Genomic DNA, 20,776 nt, shown 5'->3' with positions numbered 1-20,776 from the left:
CTTGCAGAAGCATTGTGAGTTATTGTATTGGGACAAAAACAATAGCAATAACTCACAAGATCAAAATTGAGCTTTAATCCATATGAGATTGGTTGTCAGACAAATCTCTCACGGTTTCCGATACGTTTTCCGCACCTTTATATATCTCATCCATAACTGCTGACACTTCGGTCACTTTATCGCGACCTCTTGTGGCTATGTCTGATACTTCTTCCATCATTTGAGTCATATCTTGTGTTGAAGCTCTGGTTTCATTGACGACCTCGGCAATTTCAGAGGTTGCCTCTGTGGTCCGGGACGCAAGTTGTCGAACTTCATCGGCAACCACCGCAAAACCTCGACCTTGTTCGCCAGCCCGAGCAGCCTCTATCGCAGCATTCAATGCAAGAAGGTTGGTTTGGTCGGCAATACTTTTGATGGTAGCAACAATCTCTTCAATACTTTGCGAACGCTCATTGAGTGTTAACATCGCTTGACTGGTTTCAGACAGTTTTTCTGTTATGGAAGCGGCTATCTCAACACTTTCTGTTAGGCCGCTTGTTCCTTCTTTCGCGATCTGCGCCGTTTCTACTGATGTGCTGTAGGCAACTTCAGACGCTTTCGATATCGCAATGTTTTTCTCAACTTGAGCCGTAATGTCGGAGGCAAACTTAATGACTTTGTAAACCTTGCCATTCGCATCACTGATTGGGTTATAAGTTGCCTCAATCCAGATGCGATCTCCGTGGCAAGTGCGGCGTAAAAACTGGCCAGATTTAAATTCACCTCTGGCTAATTCAGCCCAAAAGTTAGGGTTTTCTTTGTAAAACTCATCAAAACAAAACATACGGTGATGAGAGCCCTTAACATCTTTTAGGGAATACCCCAGAGCTGACAGAAAGTTTGCGTTTGCGGTCAGTACATTCCCGTCTGGATCAAATTCGATGACAGCAAGAGAGGTATCAAGAGCGTCTAGTACGGCCTGCTTGCTCACATCCTTCTCGTGAAGGTCAGTGATATCGGAAGCGATTTTCGCCACGCTAATCACTTTACCATCCGAGTCTTTTATTGGAAAGTAGGTAGCTTCGAGCACGATTTTGTCACCAGATTTAGTAAAGCGTTCGAACATGCCTTGCTTTACTTCTCCTCTACCAAGCTCTTTCCAGAACTGGCCATACTCGCTGCTCGTTGCATAGGCACCATCACAGAATATCCTGTGATGCTTGCCTTGCATTTCTTGCTTAGAATAACCAACAACACTCAAAAACAAATGGCTGGCATCCTTAAAGTCTCCATTCGGATAAAATTCAATCCAAGCAATATTATCTTTTATTGCGGAATAAACGTCATTGGGATAGCTATCTGCTTTTTCCACTTTGCTGGCTTTGCTAAAAAACATATCTCGTCATCTTTCCTTAGATTGTTCAAGAAGTATCTTCAGTATAAGACATCCTTTAAAAAGGTGATAATTATGTCAGTGTAATCTCTATAAATGCCTGACATAAAACAGATAGCTTAAGTCACCTAGCTGTGTTTTTTAGTATTAATTGGTAGTTAGAGCCAGTGATTGTTGCTTAATCTTTCCGGATTTTAATCCAAACGCAGCAAGAGCAATGGCAATAACGATACATACAATGGTGTAAATAAAGCTCAATTGATACTCGTGGGTGGTAACGTTTTGAATGTGATGATGCTTAAATAGGTGCATGAACTGACCGCTTAAAGGGATTAAAATAGCGGTAGTAATGAATACCAAAAAGTTAGTCATGCCAATTGTCGTACCTTTGGTGTATTCCGGTGTATAGAGTTTGTTGACGGCGAAAACCAGTATTTGTGTTCCAGAGAATAAGCCCAAAAGGAACATAGCTGCACCCAAAAGTACAATGTTAGTCAGAAGCCACGGCGCGTAGACGATGATTGAAAATAAAATGAGCACCAAAACATAGCCAGTTAAAATGGTACCTTTGTATGATTTGAGTCTGTCTGTAATTAAACCAGATAATGGACTGCCAAATACCCAACCAAGTAACACGAGAGAGCAGATTGTTGCTGCACTGGTGTGGCTAAGGTGATAGGTAGTTTGTATAAATGGCACACCCCAAAGCATGGCAAATACAGTGGTAGGAATGAAAATAAACCCACCTGATAGAGCAATAAACCAACAGCGATAGTTTTTTAAGAAGGGTAGGTAGTTACTTAGCACACGGCTGTTGTTTTGCACGCTTTCTAACAGCTTCTTCGGCCTCAATGGAATGATGGTGAACAGCAACGCAGCGAGAATAATTCCCATGACGGCTTGTATAACCCAAGAGTCAGCCCAGTTGGTATTTGAAATGGTTCGAACTAGGACGGCTTCACCAACAATACCACCTAGCATGCCCATTGCTTGGGTTAGACCAAAAATCAGGCCATGGTGTTTTTCATCGATCCAGTTTGTTGCAACGTAAGTAACGCCGACAAAAGCAAAGGCGGCACCTGCGCCGGTTAGCATTCGGCCAACTAACATGACAGTGTCACTTTGGACAATGAACAAAAATGAGCCTACGGCGCAGAGTAAAGCAGCAAATGGTAGTACCTTCTTGCCACCAAATTTATCCATCATTGAGCCAGCGACAAGTTGCAACGGCGCGTAACTGTAATAAAAAGAACCTAGAATGACGGCCATTGCGGCATTGTCGGTGTTTAGAAAGTGTTCGAGTTGGCTTAGCATGATGCTAGGTGCTGAGCGGAGTATATATTCATAGAAATAAAACAAAGCTACGATGAACCAGATAAACCAGCCCAGTCGGTAGTACTTACTCTGATCGGTCATATTGAGCTCCTGTGTAGGGGTACAGTCTTAAATGAGAAAAAATTTTAATAAATCTATCTCTTCCACGTTAATGGCTATTTGTAATATTTATGAATCAAGACTGTTCCACAGGAATTTATAATGCGTCAAGTGAGTAAAACTGGGTATTCTGTTTACATTTGTGACACCTTGACAGCGATAGGGTCAATCACCTCCGACAACCAGGTTAAAGAGAGTTGGTCTGTCATAGCCGTATACCCGTCCTTTTTTAACTTAGTTGTTTTATTGAATTGACCACTTTTGATCAATTTGTTGCTATCAGACACTAGATACCACCGGCCTGATACGATGATTTCACCCTGAAAATTGGCATAAAAATTTGATACATCTATTTGTAGCGTCATGGCATTAAGGAGAGGTTGAGATGATGGCAGCCAACTAATACTCGGAACACGTTGTTCTAGTCTATCCATGGTTAAACTCTCAAGTTGAGAAGCCAGTGGCTCAGCCCAAAGGTGGTTTGCCGCCTGATACACTTTTCCATCATTGTTTACCATGACGATGTTCAGCCGCTTGAGGTAATCTGCGACTTTGATTGGCTTGACTTGAATCGCTAGGTCTTTGTCTGTACTGGCGCCTTGGTAGGCTGAAACCGAAGTGTGGTCTGGCAATAAATATTCCTGCGACACAGGGGCAGATGTGCTCGCACAGGAGGAGAGAAATACAGCGATAATCATTATCCATAATTGACGTGTCATAGTCTGTGCCTACCTCTTATTTTCTTGTGCTGCTTTAGGCTCGATGTCAGATCTCTGAGATTTGCCAAAGATCAGTGAATTGGGCTTTTGCCTAATCTCTTGAAGTAGTGGTTGCAGTTCATCAAGCGTACGTTGTAGCGAGCTTAAACTTTGTTGCAGTTTCTGTCCTACCACACCTTCAGATTGATAGTCGGTAAGGGTAGAGTCCAATGATTTAAGAGATTGGGATAGCTTCTCAGGAAGCTGTTGAGTTTCTTTATTCGCGAGTAATTTGTTGGTGTTCGCTGATACTTTATCCAGTTGTTGTAGTGTCGCAGTTGCGGCCTTAAGGGTCTGGTTTAACTCTGCTACTGTTTGGTTTAGCGGTAGAGCAGCAAGTTTGGATAAAATGGTTTCTACTTTATCTTGCATGGTCGCGAAACTGTCGGAAGTCGTCGGGAATACCGCGTACTTGCCAAACTTGGTCACCTTTTGTGGTTTTGGATTTTTGATGTATTGAACATCGACGATTTTGGCACCTGTTAGCAGGTTACTGGTATTTAATGTCGCCCGCGCCCCTTTCTTGAAGGCATCGCTAAATTTTTTCCGCCAGTCATCGAGGGTAAGCTTACTATCACTAAAATTATATTCCATACGCTGAGGCGCAATGCGAACTAATATTGGAATGGCTGGGTTAGCTTGATTTTCTAGCGTTTCAATGGATGCGCCCTTGTATGGAACTTGCATCACAGTGCCGATTTGAATGCCGTTGTATTCAACCGGTGTATCCTTATCGATGCCCGCTACGCTGCCATTGAACAACATAACGTAGTAAATAAATTTGTTGAATCGGTTATCTTCCGCTTCTTGTTTCGAAGTAAACAGTCTAAATTGTGTTAAGTCTTTGACTGGATGTGCAGCTTTTTCTTCATTAATGGCACCAAAACTGATTCCGCCAGTGATCAGGCTTTGTAGAGAGTCAACACGTAGCTCCACCCCCTTTGCGGTTCCTTTTATCGATAGGCCTGGTGTCATCCAAAATCGGACATTGCTATTGACTAAAGCGTCGTAGGGCGCATGGATAAATAGACGGTAGGTGATTGCCCCACGTTTGATGTCGAATCCGACGTCTTCGATATAGCCTACTTCATATCCTCTAAAGTGAACGGGTGTCCCCACTTCCAATTTGGTATTTTGTGTCGAATACAAGCGGATTCGTATACCTTTGTCGTTCACGGTAGAAAGTGGTGGCTTAGCCAGCATTTTAAATTTAGTGGCTTTAGCACCTTCATTGCCCGGTTCCATATTGATATATGCACCAGATAACAAGGTACCCAAACCACTGATCCCTTCTGCGCCTACTCGTGGCTTGACGACCCAAAATTTGGTGTTGGAGCGAAGGAGAGCCTGAGTGCCCTTGTTCATTTGCAACGTAATTATGGCGTATTTGAAGTCATTGCTCAGTTGAATATTGGTCACTTCACCGATATCCACATTGCGTGATTTTACTTTAGTTTTCCCGACTTCCAATCCTTCTGCATCTTGTGCGGTAATGGTGATCTCCGGGCCTTTTTGTGACCAATTGTCGTATATCATCCAGCCAGAAACAATAAAGGCAACAAGGGGTACTATCCAAATAGTATTGAATTTAAAACGTCGTGTTGACTCGATGTTAGGGTGTTGATCTGACAATGGTTTATTCCTCGGATTTATCCCAAATAAGGCGTGAATCGAAACTCATGGCGGCGAGCATAGTGATGATAACGACAGCGCAAAACGATAGTGCTGCCAACCCTGGCACAATGTTCATCACAGAGCCCAACTGAACAAGGGCCGATAGTATTGCGACAACAAAAATGTCCACCATGGACCAGCGGCCAACAAGCTCTGTTAAGTGATATATTTTCTGTTTTTTAATGGCTGGCAAATCGGTGTTGAAATGGTATTGCCAACACAGCCAAAACAGAGACAGGATCTTAGCAATGGGCACAAGTACGCTCGCGATGAGTATCACTAAAGCTACAGGGTAAGACTTGAGGGCCCAAAGCAGCATGACGCCACCAATTATGGTTGAATGCTCTATGGTGCCCAGAAACGTGGTGTTCATTATTGGGAAAAAATTTGCGGGCACGTAGAGAATACTGGCGCTTATAAGTAGTGCGAGTGTTCGGTGTAGGCTTGATGTTTTTCGGCTGGCAATGACATGGTGACAACGAGAACACATATGATCGGTTTGATGATTCAATGCACCACAAAATTGGCAGCCGATTAAATCTTGAGAGCGTGCCGAGCCAGAGACAGGATCTAGAGCGGCACTTGCACCAAATAATTGGTTCCACAACCACCTTTTATCGACATAACAAACTGTACGAAGAAGCAAAATGGTATAGGCGGTAAAGGCCCAAAACGAAATCCCTAAGCTGACTTGAGCTAAGCTTGTCAGTTTGACTAGCGCAACCAGACCTCCTAGCAAGAAAACATCGACCATAAGCCATGGTTCAATCGAGCGAATGCTGAGTAATAACCACCTGGCCGCTCTTTCGTTTTTTGTTTTCGTCAGTAGCGCAAGACTAAGTAGCAAGACACTGACTAAGTATATGATAGGTAGTATTATCAAGGTGATGGATACAACCGCTCCCAAAACGGTAAAGTGCTCGATCAGTAAAGCGTTAATGCAATCAAGTAAGCTGATCTGCTGACTAATACCATTGGAAGTAAAGCCTAAAAACTCGTAGGTCAGGGATAAGAAAAAAAGCATCAACGCTGCTGAGCTGTTGGCAAGAAGCTGTTTGGCGGAGTTTGCGTGGATGGAGAGAATGACGTGTTTACAACGAGAACAACGTAATCTTTCATTTTCTTGCATAGGAGGTATCGGGTTAACCCAATCGCAAGACTCGCATGCTGTTTCGTTTTCTATGAAAGTTGACCGTTTCATTGACAAAAATAATTCTCTAACCGATTCATTCCCAAACTAAATATCACTAAGTTATAGCGAGTTAAGTGTAAACGCATTCTAAAAGGTAAAGATAGCTTTTTATATGACTATCTAAGAATTTCGTATTTATCCAAGACCTCTTCAGATAGTGGTGGGGGTGAAATGCCCCAAGGCTCTAGTTTCTCAGCCAAATAACCAGGTTTGGAAAAGAGCTTGAGAGCGACTTGGTTAAATTCTCTGACAAGTGACTTGTCCGTTGTTTTTTTAGGGAAGGCAACAAAATACAATAGCGTTTTATCTGTCCATGCGTACCGGACACCTTTTACGTTGAACTCTTTAGCTCGGTATTCTGCAACGGCTTTGTTGCTGTAGTAGGCGTCGATCCTATTTCTTTCTAACATTCGAATAAGATTACCACTTTCATCGGTTCGTACTTCGATACGAATGGGATTTAAACCAAGCTCTATCATAAGGTTACGTATTTCTGTCAATGACACAGATGTGTTTGAAGGTCCGAATACACCCACTTTAAAGCCTTGAATATCCCGTAATCCATCTATTTTCTTTTTGTTTGACTCTGGGACGAAAAAACCATATTGAGTTTGCATAAAAGGAACGGAGAAGTAATATTCTTCGGCCCTTTCACGATACCAACCGAAAGGGAATATGGCATTGGCTTGACCGTAGGAAATTTTTAGCTTAGCGCGGCGAGTTGGAAAAATGCTAAATTCGCACTCTTGTTTCATTTCTTTGCAAACGTCAGATACCATGGATTTAAATGGCCCGGTTGCTTTCCCTGATGGAGATTTTTGTGTGAAAGGTGGGAATTCAAAGGTTGTAAAATCAATGGCATATGTAGGTAATGCCACTAGATACGCTGTTACAAGAGAAATGGCGACAAAAACTTTTTTCCACATAGACATGTCCTTATGTATTTGTGCTCATGAAGATTACTCGATCTACACGCACTCGACTTCCCTATATACAATTTTATAAGTGGCAATGTTTTTCAATATAATAGATGAATTATGTGACGTCATAGGAATAAATCTTATACTTGAACAGAGAATAGGAAAGTGTGGAACAAGCAGAGCGGATATGATGCGTTAGTTTTTCTACGATTTTCAAATATAATCGTTTGTAGGCAATTTCATTTTTTGTTCACACGCAATGTTTTATCGTAATGCGCTCAAGTGTTACTTGTTATTTTTCATTAGGTACGGATTCATTTTATGCAGAAATATCCTAAACATCAGATTATGCTTCATTGGCTCACTCTGTTATTAATTGTTATTACTTATGGGGCAATGGATTTGAATTTTGCTCCAAAATCAAGTCCTTGGCATGATACTATTAAGTTAATTCATTTCAATGCCGGCGTGCTTGTTTTTCTCGTTATGTTTGTGCGTGTATATTTATATAAGCGTACTGTCCAGCCACCTATCACACCGGCTCCGCCAGAGTGGCAAGAAAAAATTTCTTCGATTACACACAAAATTATCTATCTTTGCTTTTTGTCTTTGCCTATTTTGGGGGTAATTACTTTGTATATCGGAGGGAAACACTGGAGCTTTTTTGGCGTAGCAATGCCAGTAGTAGTGAACCCAAACCATTCAATGTATGAAACCATCAAGGACATCCATGAGACGATAGCTGATGCAGGCTACTATCTTATTGCTTTACACGCAGGGGCGGCAATTTATCATCACCATTTCGTAAAAGATGATACGTTAAAGCGAATGATGCCCTAGTGGATATTTCATAGAAGTGCATTAAAAAGAAGCCGCGATTATCGCGGCTTCTCTGTTTAGGTGGGGTTATAGAACGTAGCTATTTTTTTCTAGCAGCTCCATCACTTGTGACTTAGTGACCTTAGCTTTAGGCTGGTGATTGTGAATCAGTTGATCGTAAGTTGTACGGTGCGATTGATGGAAGATGCCCACAGGAACGGGGTAATCTGGATAGCTCAAATTCGCTAACATATAGGCAAGGGACGTGTCGCTTGTGTTGGTATCATGAACGAGCACAGCATCGTCATTACCATCTGTAACTGTTGGTGTTAAGCCAGACAGTTTTAAAGCTTTATCTTTGCCGAAAAGCATAGGTTGCTTGTCTTCTAGATATAACAAGTTATCTTTGCGTTGCTTTGGACCATTGTATGGGTCGTGTACCTTGTCATTAAAAATGACGCAGTTTTGTAAAATCTCAATCACCGCGCAGCCTTTATGGCTAGCCGCTGCCTCAAAAACCGCCGTCATATGTTTTGGATCATTATCCGAAGTTCGAGCGATAAAGCTTGCGTTTGCAGCTGCAGCGACGGTTAAAGGACGTAGCGGATAATCAACACTACCAGTGGGCGTCGATTTACTGACGCAACCTTGCGCGCTAGTAGGCGAATATTGCCCTTTAGTTAACCCATAGATTTCGTTGTTAAATAACAAAATTTTGATGTCTTGGTTGCGGCGTATCGCATGGATAAAGTGGTTTCCACCAATGCTCAGTGCATCTCCATCACCAGTTACCACCCACACGTCTAGTTCTGGGTTGACCGTTTTTACGCCAGTGGCAATGGTCGGTGCTCTTCCGTGTATGGTATGGAAGCCATAGGTATCCATGTAGTAAGGAAAACGAGATGAGCATCCAATGCCTGATACAAAAACAGTATTGTGTTTCGTTTTTCCCGTCTTGGCTAACACCGACTGCATGGTTTTTAGAACATTAAAATCTCCACAGCCTTGGCACCATTTTACTTCTTGATCAGATACGAAATCTTTACGATTCAACACGGGTTGGTTCATTTGCTTTCTCTTTCAAATTCTGTTTAATTGCCGTTGTTAACTCTTCAATTTTGAATGGAGTACCATCAGTTTTTGCAAAGCCTTCAACGGGTACAGAAACTTGTGATTGAACATACTGCTTGAGCTGTCCATTATTTAACTCAACGACGAGGATACGGTTAAATTTACCAAGTAGTTCAGTGAAGTTACTTGGTAATGGGTTCAAGTACTGTAGATGGCTATGGGCAACCGAATGGCCACTTTCTCGTAGCTCGTTAATGGCGGTTTTTACAGAGCCAAGTGTGCCACCCCAAGATAATACCAGCATGTCATCGGTTTCGGAGCCTAGTAGCGTTTGCTTTGGAATGAAGCGAGAAATGTTACTGATCTTGGTCGCTCTTTCGTGGGTCATCTTTTGGTGATTGCTCGGTTCATAGCATACATCACCAGTAATACTTTGTTTTTCTAGTCCGCCGATTCGATGTTCTTTACCTTCTGTGCCAGGTACTACCCATTCTCTAGCTAAGGTGTCATGGTCACGTAAGTAGGGGTAATACGAGCCTGCGATGCTCACTTCTTGTTTATCCCAGCTCGGTAACTCGTCTTCAGAAGGCACTTTCCAAGACTCTGTTCCGTTTGCAATATAGCCATCCGTTAACAAAATAACAGGCGTCATAAAGGTTGTGGCAATGCGACAAGCTTCAATAGCCATTGCGTAGCAATCGCCAGGTGATGATGCAGCAATAACTGGAAGAGGAGAGTCACCATTTCGACCATACAGAGCAAACAAAAGATCCGACTGTTCTGTTTTGGTTGGCAAACCAGTTGAAGGTCCGCCCCGTTGAACGTCGACAACGACAAGGGGTAATTCAGTCATGACCGCAAGGTTGATGGTTTCAGATTTTAAGCACAAACCCGGACCTGACGTTGTGGTGATACCTAACGCACCTGCATAAGAGGCGCCTAATGCGGCTCCAGCAGCGGCAATTTCATCTTCGGCTTGGAATGTTGTTACACCGTAATGTTGGTATTTCGCTAACTGATGCAAAATATCCGACGCTGGGGTAATGGGGTAGGAGCCTAAGAATAATGATTTATCTGCAGCGAGTGACGCTGTGACAAAACCGAGTGATAAAGCTTCGTTGCCTGACACCGAACGATATCGGCCAGGTTCAATATCGGCTTTACCTATTTGCCAGCTTTCACCGAAAATTTCCGTAGTATCGGCATAGTTAAAACCACTCTTTAATGCAGTGATATTCGCATTGACAATTTCAGGGCTAGAAGCGAATCGTTTTGCAATCCAAGCCTCAGCTTCTTCCAATGTTTGGCTAAAGATCCATAGTGCGATGCCTAGCATGAAACAGTTTTTACATCGGCGAGCAATTTTGCCAGGTAACCCTAGGCCCTCAAGGGAGTTTAAGGTAAGTTGTGTAAAATCTTCGGCGATGACACGGTAGTCTTTTAGTGAACCATCATTTAACGGGTTATCGTTAAAACCAGCGAGCTTTATTAATGAATCTCTAAAGCCTGCTTTGTCAATAATAAGCAAACCACCGGAATTTAAATCAGCTAAGTTTTTTTTGAGCGCGGCCGCGTTCATGGCTATCAATACACCACATCGGTCACCTGGTGTATAAATGTCGTGATCAGCGAATTGCAGTTGGAATGAGGACACTCCCGAAACGGTGCCCGCAGGGGCTCGAATTTCAGCAGGGTAATCAGGTAAAGTTGCGAGTGAGTTTCCAAATAAACTAACGCTACTTGAAAATCTGTCACCAGTAAATTGTATTCCATCGCCTGAATCACCAGCAAAGCGTATGACTTCAGAGTCTAGAGATTGCTTGGATGGGTTGTTGCCATGGTTCATGAATGAACTTACCTCAGTTAAAACTATCTTGCTCTTTATAAAAAGAAATTAATGTTTGAGCTGTAAACCAGAAACGTTGAGCTTAGGGTTTCGGCAGAGGTTAACCTGTAAAGACGGGCACCTGAGTACCACATTATACAATCAAAGTGTGAATCAGGTCATGTACAGAAAATGTAAAATAACTGTTCAATCTATAGGTTGCATTTAGTAGCTGAATATGATCGTTTTAAAAAGACATTAAACAAAATCAGGATATAAGACGAAATACGATAACTCATGTTGTTTTTGTGGAAAAATGCTTGGGTTACCGACATTTAAGCAATACGGTATATTTTCCCGTTTGGGTAATTGCAAACTTGTTCAGGATCAAAACTATCCGTCGTTAGTACGTATACTTCTTTATCGTTGGTATTTGGTGATAAACAAGCCAGTGGGTGTTGATCGAACTGGATGGTTTGCTGGATTTGGCAATCACGAAGTAGAACAACTTTGTGGTTATTACAAGCTACCCAAAGGTTTCCATCGCTATCTAGGTCAATACCATCTGGGGAGTCGCCATTTTCAAACTGATAATACGTTTCTCTATGTGATAGTGAGCCATTTAATGCGCAGTTAAATCGCGTGATTCTATTTGCATGAGACTCGGCTACGTACAAATGCTGCCTGGCCTGATCGTAAGCAAATCCATTCGGACATAAAAGGTCACTTGCAACCTCATTGATAGCGTTGTTGCAATCTACTGACAAAATTGAACAAGGTTTAGGGCTATGATCTATGAGGTAGTTATTTCCCATCCCACTGACATAAGCTAAACCATTAGGATGGACAAAAAGGTCATTGGAAATGACTTGATCTTGGTTTGATAGATCTTGATATGTCGTATGTGTACCATCTTGATGAACTTGAGTTAATGTTTGCTTGAAAGGCTCCACAACTAATAGGCTGTTATCGGGTAACCATCCTAGCCCCGCAATAGGTGAATTGAACTTTTGTTGGACGGAGATGAGATGGGGAGCATCCAGCGTACAAACCTCTCCGCGAAACACTGAAGAAAACCAAAGCGTATTATTATGCCAGCGTGGGCATTCAGGGTAGCAAAGCTGATCGGCGATAAGTTCAATGGTCATGTTGTACTCCTAATTAAACTCCCATTATAAACGAGTCATTTTCTTTTCTGTTAGAATGAATAAAAAGTTAACGTAAATAAATGGTAGCTATAGTGGATATTTGAAAGTTGGATTTTAAAAGGTTATTAATTTATACGTGATGTATTTAATTTAATAATATTAACTTAGTGAATGGATGTGTATTTGAGCAATAACTTATAAAAAATAGAACGGTTAGTATATCGAGAAGCGTTTTTATAACTGTTGATCGTAGTCGATAGGAAAGTTTTCAGGTATTGTAACTACCGTTTTACTCTACATATAATAATTTAATCTGTTGGAATGGCTAGGTATGAATTTAAAGCAATTAATAAAGCAAGGTAGCACTATTGTCGCTTTGGTCACATCGTTGTTTAGTAGTATGTCTTACTCAAATACATTGGTTTTTTTTGGAGACAGTTTGTCAGATACTGGAAATTATCCAGAACCTGAAAATGTCACTTTACCCCAGCTCAAGAACTTTAATCTCTATGTGCCAGTCACTAACCCGGTACCAGAAAAACTTTATGGCACGGCAGGCTACCCTAGTGTAGATTTTTTAAAGAAATCAATACCTCACCAAGGATTAATAAATGGAGAGCCTAAGCCTCTATATAGTATTAATTGGCCCATGTATCTAGCATCGGATAAAGGGCAGCCAAGTATAGTGACTTGGTTCAACTACATTACCAATGGGGGCAAAAGAAAGGTAAGCCTCAACTACGCATGGGCAAGTGCAATTGCTTCTGGAAAGTCAGGGTGTTATCACGATAACGGTGATATCTTTTCGGGAGATTGCAATGAGTCTACGATATTGGACAATCGTGTAAAATATATTCAAAATACTGAGAGTAATTCCAATTACGATAAACAAAACGGATTTAAATACTCAGATCTACAGATACCTAACTTAGCAAAGCAAGTCGACTTATATTTTGAAGACACTAACCAAAGTCAGAGAAGAGACGCAAATATATTTATTTATATTGGTGGCAATGATATAAGTAATCTATTAAGGTCAAAACTAATTCGCTTAGTATTAGAGCCTAGGGGAGTGTTTAATAAACTGATCGATCGAGAAATGGTTCTACTCGCAGACAATATACTTAGAACTGTCGCTAGAATACGTGTACAAGACCCTACTGCCCATATCTATGTTCTAACATTACCTAATTTTACTTATTTGCATGCAGGACACAGCTACCAATCAATACCTATAATTGGTGGTAAAGTTTCAGATGTGCTAGCCTATACCATTAGCCAGTTTAACGACAACCTAAAACAGAAATTATCTGGTTTAACCAATGTTAAAGTGATTGACAGTGGTGCTTATTTGAATAGCTTAGCCCGGCAAAAAACCTACGCTAAGTCGGTTCTATCAGGAAGTACTTGCATCAATTCATCATCGGGGGTGTACGAAAGCGCTGCATCGCAGAATAGTAATTGTTACTACGGAAAACATCATACAAGTAGTTACTATAGTTGGAACAACGCGCACTATGTGTCTAGCGTCAATCAAAAGCTGGCAGATTATGTATTAATGAATATGTAATTTGTTTTTCAGGTAGAGGCATGTCGATGCCTGTCAAATTGATGGTCTAATGACGCCAATATGCTATTTATATAAATGGCATATTGGCAAAGATCGACAAAGTGGAGTTAGGTTTAGCGCTGTGTTCCCGCTTCTAAAACACGAAGGTGGCGTTGCTCAGTTAAGAAGTAGCTGGTGATATCATGCTCAACTTTATAAATATCAAGCCTAAATTCGTCTAACATTTCTTCTGTACACTGGCTACAGTCCTGAAACTGATCAAACTCTGATACCAGGGTCTCTAGTTTTTTCTTAAGTGCTACATATTTTGTTTGGTTAGCATCCATAAGTTTCGCCTCCTGACGTCATCACTCTATAGGTGATATTAATTGTATATTATCAATATAGACAAGTTTCATATAAATACCATGCATATCAAAAAAGAATTGAAATTATACAAACTTTTTATGTTTCAATCGGGCATTAGGTAGATATACCCCTAACTTTATCTTGAGTTATAGTGTTAATATTAAACAGATTGTTAGAAAAGTAGGCATGTTTTAGGGATAGCGGATGACTGCGAAATATCAAGAAATTAAAGAGTTGATCATAGAGCAAGTTGATCAAGGACAATTTTCAGCTCATCAAAGACTCCCATCGGAGAGACTTTTAGCCGAATCGTTTGGAACAACTAGGGTTACATTACGAGAAGCGCTCTCATCTTTAGAAGCTGAAGGCCGCTTGTATAGAGAGGTTCGTAGAGGTTGGTTTATCTCTCCATTGCCTGTGGTATACGACCCAAATAGTCGACTTGGGTATGAAAAAGTAATTGAGAGTCAAAATAGATCATTATCCACTTTACTGATAAAAGCAAAGTTGGAGTTAGCAAACACGAAAGCATGTCGTGCCCTAGGCTTAAAAGCATTTACTAAAGTAATAGCAATTCATCGTGTTCACACTATAGATAACAGGCCTGTTGTTTACGCCATTAATTATATTACTTCAGAGTTATTTCCTGGGTTATTAAAGCGTGATTTATCTCATTCACTCATAGATCTTTATAAAGAGCAATATAATATAGAAGGCGTAACTCAAAATTACAGTATTTATGCGAGCAATATCGATCATGATATGGCTAACCCTTTACACACTAAGCAAGGAACTCAAGCTCTTGTCATTGAAAAAACTAACTTTTCGGAAGGTAATTGTGCATTTGAATTTAGTATAGACTATTGGCGGCATGATGCGATCAGAATCGAATCATATATAATCTAAATGCCTTATTAATAGAAAACTAACTTCTACATTTAATTGCTCGCTAATTTCTAGACATTTTTCCTCCTCTCTATAAGATTATTTCCGGTTCTAGATATCTAGAAGGTTAATCTTACGTGCGATTCATGATTAGTTAGCTATTAAGTAGGAATAAAAATGAAAAAAATAAACAAAGTTATTTTCTTTTCGAGTTTGGGTGGGGTATTAGAGTTTTATGACTTTATTATATACGCTCTTCTTGCCCATTATCTTAGTCATAATTTTTTCCCATCGCATGATTCCAGGCTTTCATTGATATTAACCTTGGCAACGTTTGCTATTGGCTATATTGTGCGTCCATTAGGCGGTATCTTTTTTGGGCACCAGGGTGACAAAAAGGGGAGAAAAAAACCTTTCACACTGACTGTTATGATGATGGCTCTATCGACTCTGCTTATCGGGTTTCTGCCCACCTACGATCAGATAGGCATTTGGGCTCCTTTGCTACTTATTGTTCTACGTATATTGCAAGGTTTCTCTGTTGGTGGAGAGATCCCTGGCGGTATCACTTATTTGTCTGAAATTGCTCCAAAAAGTAAAGGGATGGTATCTTCACTCCTGTTTTTTTGTTTAATAGGAGGAATTGTACTTGGGCTATGCTCGAGCTTATTGCTACATCATTATTATAGCTCACAGCAGATAACCGATTTTGCTTGGAGGTTTCCGTTCATAATTGGTGGTGTTTTCGGGCTGGTTAGCTTTATGGTTCGCAGACAATTGGTTGAGTCACCTCAATTTGAACTAATGCTTTACGAAAAGAGGCAAGTTGAGAAAAAAATTCCGCTAAAACCGTTGTTGGCTAAATATCCAAAACAGGTTATTGCGGGCTTTTTTATTACTGGCACAGGCGCGAGCGCTATTATGATCTTCTTCCTACTGTTGCCAACATTTTTAGGCAAGTTACAGCACTATCCAATAGGTGAGGTTTTAGACAATACAACCATCGGATTGTTTTCTGGCTGTGTTCTAATCCTAATATCAGGATATATGATCGATAAATACCAAGAGAAACTAAAAGTCTGGTTTGGCGTTGCCTGTGTTCTGACTATCATTAGCCCAATATATATTTATCATTTATACTCAATCAAATCTCCGGATTTATTTGTGCCGATGGCGATCAGCGCCGTGATGATTGGACTTGTTTGGTCGTCTATACCCTCCATTTTATCAGTGCTATTCCCGACAGAAGTCAGGTATTCGGGCATTGGGTTAGTTTACAATATTGCTTTTGCTACCATTGGCGGGCTTGCGCCAGTTATCTCTTTCAGCTTGATTAGTATGAGCCACTCACTGATGGGACCGGCGTATTACCAAGTCATCGCGTCAGTGTTAGGAATTGTAGGATTAATGTTGTTAAGGGGAACAAAAGTTGAGCTTAACTCAGAGCGAGCTTAAGTATAAGTAGTAAATCATTCAAGCCAGTACCTGACTGGCTTGAATGCGTAGGTTTATATTAAGAGTTGTGCGTCTCTAACGCTTTAAAGCCAGACATGTATTGCGTATCCAACGACTTCTTCTCTTTTTCATGCTTAGTGGTAGTGGCCACTGGCTCAAGTTTAGTCCTTAAGCTTAGTTTCAGGTTATTTAGTGGTTCAAGCTGTACGGTTGCATTTTTGATGTACACATCAAAAACATGACCAACTTGTTGGTGGTTTTTGCTAATGAAGTGAGTATGAAATCCAGGCACACCAACACCATTCAAAAACTCAGGTGACTGGAACATGACCAGGGTACCTTGTGTATTCTTAAAATTGAAAACGTTTTGGTTGTTCTTCATCCAAGTGACGATTGGTGTATATGGAGGTGTTTGATAGTTTTCACTTCGGGCTTCGACATTATTGAAATTACCTGTTACTTTAATGGCATACATAAGGTGAGTATTCTTTTCTAGCGTGGTGATTGCTCTTTCCAAAGTCGAAATATTAGGAATATTCTTTACAATAAAGGTCTGACTATTTTTAAATTTCGTAGCAGTCATATAGGATAGCCCATCTGTTGACCTCATCTCCCGGCCTTTTCCTTTTGGTCCTGCGATGTAGGCGTGGCCATTCACCATGATGACTTCCCCTAAGCCAACACCAGCGCCAATGCCAAAGTTGTTGTTTTCTTGAACCTGTTTTACGGTCGTGACAGCCCCCATTTGACCATCAACTAACGCTGAGGCAGTGCCATATTGATACTCGGTTCCTTGGGCAAAGGTTAAAGGGCTTGCGAAAGCAGCTGTTAAAGCAAGTGCAGTAAGTGTTTTTTTCATTTTATTTATTAAGGAGTTGGAAAGAGGAACTATAAAATAGCATTCACAATAATTGTATTCATATAGCATGAAGTGAAAAATAATATATTGATTTTGAAATAAACTATTTACGTCCTGAGTAAGGGAGGCAAATTATTTGACGTTTTACAAAAGTTAGCAGAGTAAAGCGAGGTATAAATAAGCACAATGACGCGATTTTATAAAATTATTGTATGCTACATTTCCAATCTAGATTTGATGCCAACTCATCCAGTACCTAAAGCGATAAAAATATTGTCTTGTCCGACAGGGATTCAGCTTGATAATAAAGTTACTCTATCAACTCAAGTAGAGAAGATTAAAAAATCAACTTAACGCACTATAACTAAATATTAGATAAACAAAACTTAAATAACGAGTAGGAGATAACTATGAATCAAACCTACTCCCAAAGAAGTCTTCCCAGTTAAAAGGTCGCGCTCACACCTAGTTGTGAGCTTTTTTGAGACTGCTAGATGGATAAGACGTCAACGCAAGTTAGGGATGAGCGGAATTTTATTCGACGTTAAACATACCAAGTGAGGCAGTACCTGATCTACTTGCCCTGAATTCTGTATCTTGAAGGTACTCGGATATAGCGCAACCAGAACTTAGCTTTGGTTGTATGTAAGTCAACGATTAGTAGCGCAGGACTTACGGGAGATGATGATATTCTAAGTTTGAAATTACTTCTTATATATCAAAAAGATAGTTAACTTTAACTCACTGACGTAATATAATTATCATTATATTACGGTAAATATCTAAGCAAATAATGCGCTATGTGTGACGCCGTAACACAACAATAATTTGATGATAATTAAGAGAAATACTATGGCTAGTAGACGTTCTCAGTTTGATATGAAGGATTCTGTATCTGGGAAACTTGATGAGCATTGGAAAGGACGAAAGGCAACACTAGAACGATTCAAAGTGAAGTTGCCCGATATAACAGAAAGTATTGACCCTTCACTTCATGAGTATCACGTAGTAATTAACAAGTGGAAGAGGTTTGATCGCGAAAGAAATGGTATCTCTGCAAATTCACTCAAGATGCTTGCGACATGTATACGTACTTGGGATTCTTACTGTGCGGAAAATGGGGTCTATTCTATACCCGTAAACACCGAGTTTTTTATGTCGTTTTTAATGCAAAAAGTGTCGGAGGGAAAATCAGTCAATACAATTAAACAATATTATGCGCAGCTTAGCTATTTCTTTGGTTTATTTGAAGACACAACTCCTCTCCATGGCCGTGAAGTTAGGGGTTTTTTGAAATCATTGATCAATGATGAGGCGGATATTTCTGGCTATATGGTTCAACCTAAACAGGCGTCAGCATTTAGAAAACACGACTTTGACAGGTTGGTTGGCATTGTAGACAAAACAAATCTTCGCCAGCGTCGTGATTTAGCGCTTGTATCAGTGGCTTATGCGACAATGTTACGAGAAGGTGAGTTAGGGAGAATTAGAAAAAAGCATATTACTGTTCATTCAGATCGTAAGGTTACCATTTCTCGAGTTCGTTCAAAAACCTCATCAACCGTAAAGCCTAAGCTAATTCAAGAACAATTTGCAGAAGTATTTCTTCTATTTTATCAGCCATTTTCGCAACAATTATCAGAAGATGACTTCATATTTTCTCATATGTCTAGATCGGGCAAAGCGTTAAACCCTACGGTTCCTTGTAGTGGTAGGGCTGTCGATTCAGCTTTTCAAAGGTTATATAACTTGCTTTTACAAGATGGTCACAAATTTGCGTCATTATGTGAACGTCCTTGGTCTGGGCACTCTGGACGGGTAGGGGGTGTTCAAGATGGCTATTTGATCAAGAACCTTTCCATCACTCAACTAATGCAATCAGGGGATTGGACATCAGTGCAAATGCCAATGAGGTATCTTAGAAATATCGATACTGAAGATCTTGCAACGGTGTCTTTACAGCTATCTTAGACGACTACTTGAGTATTCATGCGCTTTAGATGCAAGCGCTCTAAGTCTATCTCTAAGTAGTCTTGTCGCTTCACAAGACATTTCTGAGTCATCTCCAAGCGCATGTTGGTATTCGGATGAAAGGAGGTCAATGTCTTCCAAGATGTTCTTCATGGCTTCATAGGTATGCAGGCGTGCTTCATTTAGATTTGTCTTCATTATACTAGCCTTCTTTTATTGACGTTATTAATGTAAGGATAGTAATAAATTTGCATTTTCTCATAAAATATGTGATTTAATTCCAGATAATCGATGAAGTGTTTGATTGCTGGAGATTAAAAAAATATAGAAATAATACTGAACTTGATCAAGGTCACACTGTCAAAACTCTTCGGTGTACTCTATTTAAACCCTTATACAACACACAATTAGTTAGGTAGCCACTATGTTTTCATTTGCCAATATGGCTGATTTGTTCTCACTTATACTAACTATCGCAACAGCGTTTACAGGTATAATTTTTTGCTTAGATAAATTTGTATGGGAGCGTAAGCGCAAAAACATAGCGCAAGGGGAGGCTTTGGAGACGGATACGGAAGCTGTTAGAACAGAAAAAGAACCATCTGGATGGATAACACAATCACGGTCTCTATTTCCAGTTTTACTCGTGGTTTTCATACTACGCTCATTTATTATTGAACCTTTTCAGATACCTAGTGGCTCGATGGAGCCAACACTTCTTCCCGGGGACTTTATTATTGTAGAAAAGTATGCCTATGGATTACGAGACCCAATTTTCCATGAAACTTTGGTTCATACTGGAGAGCCTAAACGTGGTGACATCGCGGTTTTCGTAGACCCACAAAATCCTAAGATTGACCTAATTAAGAGGATAGTCGGCCTGCCTGGCGATACGATTATTTATCGAAATAAAACCTTATACATAAAACCCGCTTGCCACGGTAAAGACGTTTGCCCGAAAGCCTATCAAGTGCCTAAGCAGTATGTCGGACCAACGAAGTTTACCGAGCTGAATACGCCTTTATATGAGTACAAAGAGCACCTAGGAAAAGTGAATCATATGATCTTAAGAGACCCGCTAATTCCAGAGCAATACCTCAGCTATTTCCAGCAAGATGGTGCTCAGATTGGTGAATGGGTTGTGCCAAAAGGTGATTACTTTGCGATGGGAGACAACAGGGACAATAGTGATGACAGTCGTTATTGGGGGTTTGTACCGGAAAGAAACTTAGTTGGTAAGGCCACATTTATTTGGATGAGTTTCACATTTAAACACAAGGCTGATTCTTGGCTACCGCATTGGATACCAACAGGTATCAGGTTTAATCGCCTTGGTGAGATTTAAGTAAAACTTTTAGTGCCTTAGTAAAGGGATAGAATGAGCAGTCAATCATAGGCTGCTCATTTTTTATTAGATGTAGAAGTTCAGACTTGATCTAACAGTTACCAGTTTTATACAGGTGCCCTGTTAG

18 protein-coding genes are annotated in these 20,776 nt (G+C 40.5%); 6 read left to right on the top strand and 12 right to left on the bottom strand.

Going from position 1 to position 20,776, the window contains the following annotated elements; translation table 11 throughout:
• Positions 1 to 73: 73 nt before the first annotated feature.
• From M9194_RS00090 to M9194_RS00065, 6 genes are all read right to left on the bottom strand, one after another.
• Positions 74 to 1,378 (bottom strand): methyl-accepting chemotaxis protein, encoded by a 1,305-nt coding sequence (locus M9194_RS00090; protein ID WP_250610109.1) that lies wholly within the window; start codon positions 1,376 to 1,378, stop codon positions 74 to 76.
• Positions 1,379 to 1,522: 144 nt separating this feature from the next.
• Complete coding sequence (locus M9194_RS00085; protein ID WP_250610108.1) at positions 1,523 to 2,791, bottom strand: MFS transporter; 1,269 nt, start codon at positions 2,789 to 2,791, stop codon at positions 1,523 to 1,525.
• 152 nt (positions 2,792 to 2,943) lie between these two features.
• Entirely contained in the window at positions 2,944 to 3,528 is a 585-nt protein-coding gene (locus M9194_RS00080; protein ID WP_250610107.1) for a PqiC family protein, read from the bottom strand.
• A gap of 9 nt (positions 3,529 to 3,537) precedes the next feature.
• Positions 3,538 to 5,199, bottom strand: coding sequence for an intermembrane transport protein PqiB (gene pqiB, locus M9194_RS00075; protein ID WP_250610106.1), 1,662 nt, complete (start codon positions 5,197 to 5,199; stop codon positions 3,538 to 3,540).
• A gap of 4 nt (positions 5,200 to 5,203) precedes the next feature.
• Entirely contained in the window at positions 5,204 to 6,442 is a 1,239-nt protein-coding gene (locus tag M9194_RS00070) for a paraquat-inducible protein A (RefSeq protein WP_250610105.1), read from the bottom strand.
• 107 nt (positions 6,443 to 6,549) lie between these two features.
• On the bottom strand, positions 6,550 to 7,359 hold the full coding sequence (locus M9194_RS00065; protein ID WP_250610103.1) for a substrate-binding periplasmic protein: 810 nt from the start codon (positions 7,357 to 7,359) through the stop codon (positions 6,550 to 6,552).
• 315 nt (positions 7,360 to 7,674) lie between these two features.
• Between M9194_RS00065 and M9194_RS00060 the strand changes: the two genes are divergently transcribed.
• Positions 7,675 to 8,193 carry a cytochrome b gene (locus M9194_RS00060; RefSeq protein ID WP_250610101.1) on the top strand — a complete coding sequence of 173 codons (519 nt, stop codon included), beginning with the start codon at positions 7,675 to 7,677 and terminating at the stop codon, positions 8,191 to 8,193.
• Between the two features lie 66 nt (positions 8,194 to 8,259).
• Here the strand turns inward: M9194_RS00060 and M9194_RS00055 are convergent, their stop codons facing one another.
• The 3 genes from M9194_RS00055 to M9194_RS00045 all read right to left on the bottom strand — a co-directional run bounded on the left by M9194_RS00055 (position 8,260) and on the right by M9194_RS00045 (position 12,216).
• Complete coding sequence (locus tag M9194_RS00055) at positions 8,260 to 9,240, bottom strand: 2-oxoacid:ferredoxin oxidoreductase subunit beta (RefSeq protein ID WP_250610099.1); 981 nt, start codon at positions 9,238 to 9,240, stop codon at positions 8,260 to 8,262.
• Entirely contained in the window at positions 9,215 to 11,089 is a 1,875-nt protein-coding gene (locus tag M9194_RS00050; protein WP_250610098.1) for a 2-oxoacid:acceptor oxidoreductase subunit alpha, read from the bottom strand. The genes M9194_RS00055 and M9194_RS00050 overlap by 26 nt, the downstream gene beginning before the upstream one ends.
• Before the next feature lie 314 nt (positions 11,090 to 11,403).
• On the bottom strand, positions 11,404 to 12,216 hold the full coding sequence (locus M9194_RS00045) for an SMP-30/gluconolactonase/LRE family protein (protein ID WP_250610097.1): 813 nt from the start codon (positions 12,214 to 12,216) through the stop codon (positions 11,404 to 11,406).
• Between the two features lie 331 nt (positions 12,217 to 12,547).
• On the opposite strand from M9194_RS00045, the gene M9194_RS00040 reads away from it, so the two are divergent.
• The gene (locus tag M9194_RS00040) at positions 12,548 to 13,786 is read left to right on the top strand and encodes an SGNH/GDSL hydrolase family protein (RefSeq protein ID WP_250610096.1); all 1,239 of its coding nucleotides are present in this window, start codon (positions 12,548 to 12,550) and stop codon (positions 13,784 to 13,786) included.
• 113 nt (positions 13,787 to 13,899) lie between these two features.
• Here the strand turns inward: M9194_RS00040 and M9194_RS00035 are convergent, their stop codons facing one another.
• Complete coding sequence (locus M9194_RS00035; protein WP_250610095.1) at positions 13,900 to 14,112, bottom strand: hypothetical protein; 213 nt, start codon at positions 14,110 to 14,112, stop codon at positions 13,900 to 13,902.
• A gap of 226 nt (positions 14,113 to 14,338) precedes the next feature.
• On the opposite strand from M9194_RS00035, the gene M9194_RS00030 reads away from it, so the two are divergent.
• A complete protein-coding gene (locus tag M9194_RS00030; protein ID WP_250610094.1) occupies positions 14,339 to 15,040 on the top strand; it encodes a UTRA domain-containing protein in 702 nt (233 codons plus the stop codon).
• Positions 15,041 to 15,196: 156 nt separating this feature from the next.
• Positions 15,197 to 16,474 (top strand): MFS transporter, encoded by a 1,278-nt coding sequence (locus tag M9194_RS00025; protein ID WP_250610092.1) that lies wholly within the window; start codon positions 15,197 to 15,199, stop codon positions 16,472 to 16,474.
• Between the two features lie 58 nt (positions 16,475 to 16,532).
• On the opposite strand, the gene M9194_RS00020 is transcribed toward M9194_RS00025, so the two are convergent.
• Positions 16,533 to 17,333, bottom strand: coding sequence for an acetolactate decarboxylase (locus tag M9194_RS00020; protein WP_250610090.1), 801 nt, complete (start codon positions 17,331 to 17,333; stop codon positions 16,533 to 16,535).
• An 852-nt stretch (positions 17,334 to 18,185) separates the two neighbouring features.
• Here M9194_RS00020 and M9194_RS00015 point away from each other — a divergent pair.
• A complete protein-coding gene (locus M9194_RS00015; RefSeq protein WP_250610087.1) occupies positions 18,186 to 19,304 on the top strand; it encodes a tyrosine-type recombinase/integrase in 1,119 nt (372 codons plus the stop codon).
• Here the strand turns inward: M9194_RS00015 and M9194_RS00010 are convergent.
• Complete coding sequence (locus M9194_RS00010; protein ID WP_250610085.1) at positions 19,296 to 19,502, bottom strand: hypothetical protein; 207 nt, start codon at positions 19,500 to 19,502, stop codon at positions 19,296 to 19,298. The genes M9194_RS00015 and M9194_RS00010 overlap by 9 nt on opposite strands.
• 244 nt (positions 19,503 to 19,746) lie before the next feature.
• Here M9194_RS00010 and lepB point away from each other — a divergent pair, with 244 nt between their 5' ends.
• Positions 19,747 to 20,649, top strand: coding sequence for a signal peptidase I (gene lepB / locus M9194_RS00005; protein ID WP_250610764.1), 903 nt, complete (start codon positions 19,747 to 19,749; stop codon positions 20,647 to 20,649).
• Positions 20,650 to 20,776: the final 127 nt, after the last annotated feature.

It is taken from the genome of Vibrio sinus, assembly GCF_023634645.1.
GTDB lineage: Bacteria > Pseudomonadota > Gammaproteobacteria > Enterobacterales > Vibrionaceae > Vibrio > Vibrio sinus.
The sequence above is the reverse complement of the archived record's forward strand: the minus strand, read 5'-3'. Positions and strand labels throughout refer to the sequence as shown.

What these genes read in the sequence shown, in the direction of transcription:
- M9194_RS00010 (WP_250610085.1), bottom strand. Translation starts at nt 19,502, where the DNA reads ATGAAGACAAATCTAAATGAAGCACGCCTGCATACCTATGAAGCCATG.
- M9194_RS00015 (WP_250610087.1), top strand. Translation starts at nt 18,186, where the DNA reads ATGGCTAGTAGACGTTCTCAGTTTGATATGAAGGATTCTGTATCTGGG.
- M9194_RS00025 (WP_250610092.1), top strand. Translation starts at nt 15,197, where the DNA reads ATGAAAAAAATAAACAAAGTTATTTTCTTTTCGAGTTTGGGTGGGGTA.
- M9194_RS00045 (WP_250610097.1), bottom strand. Translation starts at nt 12,216, where the DNA reads ATGACCATTGAACTTATCGCCGATCAGCTTTGCTACCCTGAATGCCCA.
- M9194_RS00085 (WP_250610108.1), bottom strand. Translation starts at nt 2,791, where the DNA reads ATGACCGATCAGAGTAAGTACTACCGACTGGGCTGGTTTATCTGGTTC.
- M9194_RS00050 (WP_250610098.1), bottom strand. Translation starts at nt 11,089, where the DNA reads ATGAACCATGGCAACAACCCATCCAAGCAATCTCTAGACTCTGAAGTC.
- M9194_RS00080 (WP_250610107.1), bottom strand. Translation starts at nt 3,528, where the DNA reads ATGACACGTCAATTATGGATAATGATTATCGCTGTATTTCTCTCCTCC.
- M9194_RS00070 (WP_250610105.1), bottom strand. Translation starts at nt 6,442, where the DNA reads ATGAAACGGTCAACTTTCATAGAAAACGAAACAGCATGCGAGTCTTGC.
- lepB (WP_250610764.1), top strand. Translation starts at nt 19,747, where the DNA reads ATGGCTGATTTGTTCTCACTTATACTAACTATCGCAACAGCGTTTACA.
- M9194_RS00020 (WP_250610090.1), bottom strand. Translation starts at nt 17,333, where the DNA reads ATGAAAAAAACACTTACTGCACTTGCTTTAACAGCTGCTTTCGCAAGC.
- M9194_RS00040 (WP_250610096.1), top strand. Translation starts at nt 12,548, where the DNA reads ATGAATTTAAAGCAATTAATAAAGCAAGGTAGCACTATTGTCGCTTTG.
- M9194_RS00060 (WP_250610101.1), top strand. Translation starts at nt 7,675, where the DNA reads ATGCAGAAATATCCTAAACATCAGATTATGCTTCATTGGCTCACTCTG.
- M9194_RS00035 (WP_250610095.1), bottom strand. Translation starts at nt 14,112, where the DNA reads ATGGATGCTAACCAAACAAAATATGTAGCACTTAAGAAAAAACTAGAG.
- M9194_RS00055 (WP_250610099.1), bottom strand. Translation starts at nt 9,240, where the DNA reads ATGAACCAACCCGTGTTGAATCGTAAAGATTTCGTATCTGATCAAGAA.
- M9194_RS00030 (WP_250610094.1), top strand. Translation starts at nt 14,339, where the DNA reads ATGACTGCGAAATATCAAGAAATTAAAGAGTTGATCATAGAGCAAGTT.
- M9194_RS00090 (WP_250610109.1), bottom strand. Translation starts at nt 1,378, where the DNA reads ATGTTTTTTAGCAAAGCCAGCAAAGTGGAAAAAGCAGATAGCTATCCC.
- M9194_RS00065 (WP_250610103.1), bottom strand. Translation starts at nt 7,359, where the DNA reads ATGTGGAAAAAAGTTTTTGTCGCCATTTCTCTTGTAACAGCGTATCTA.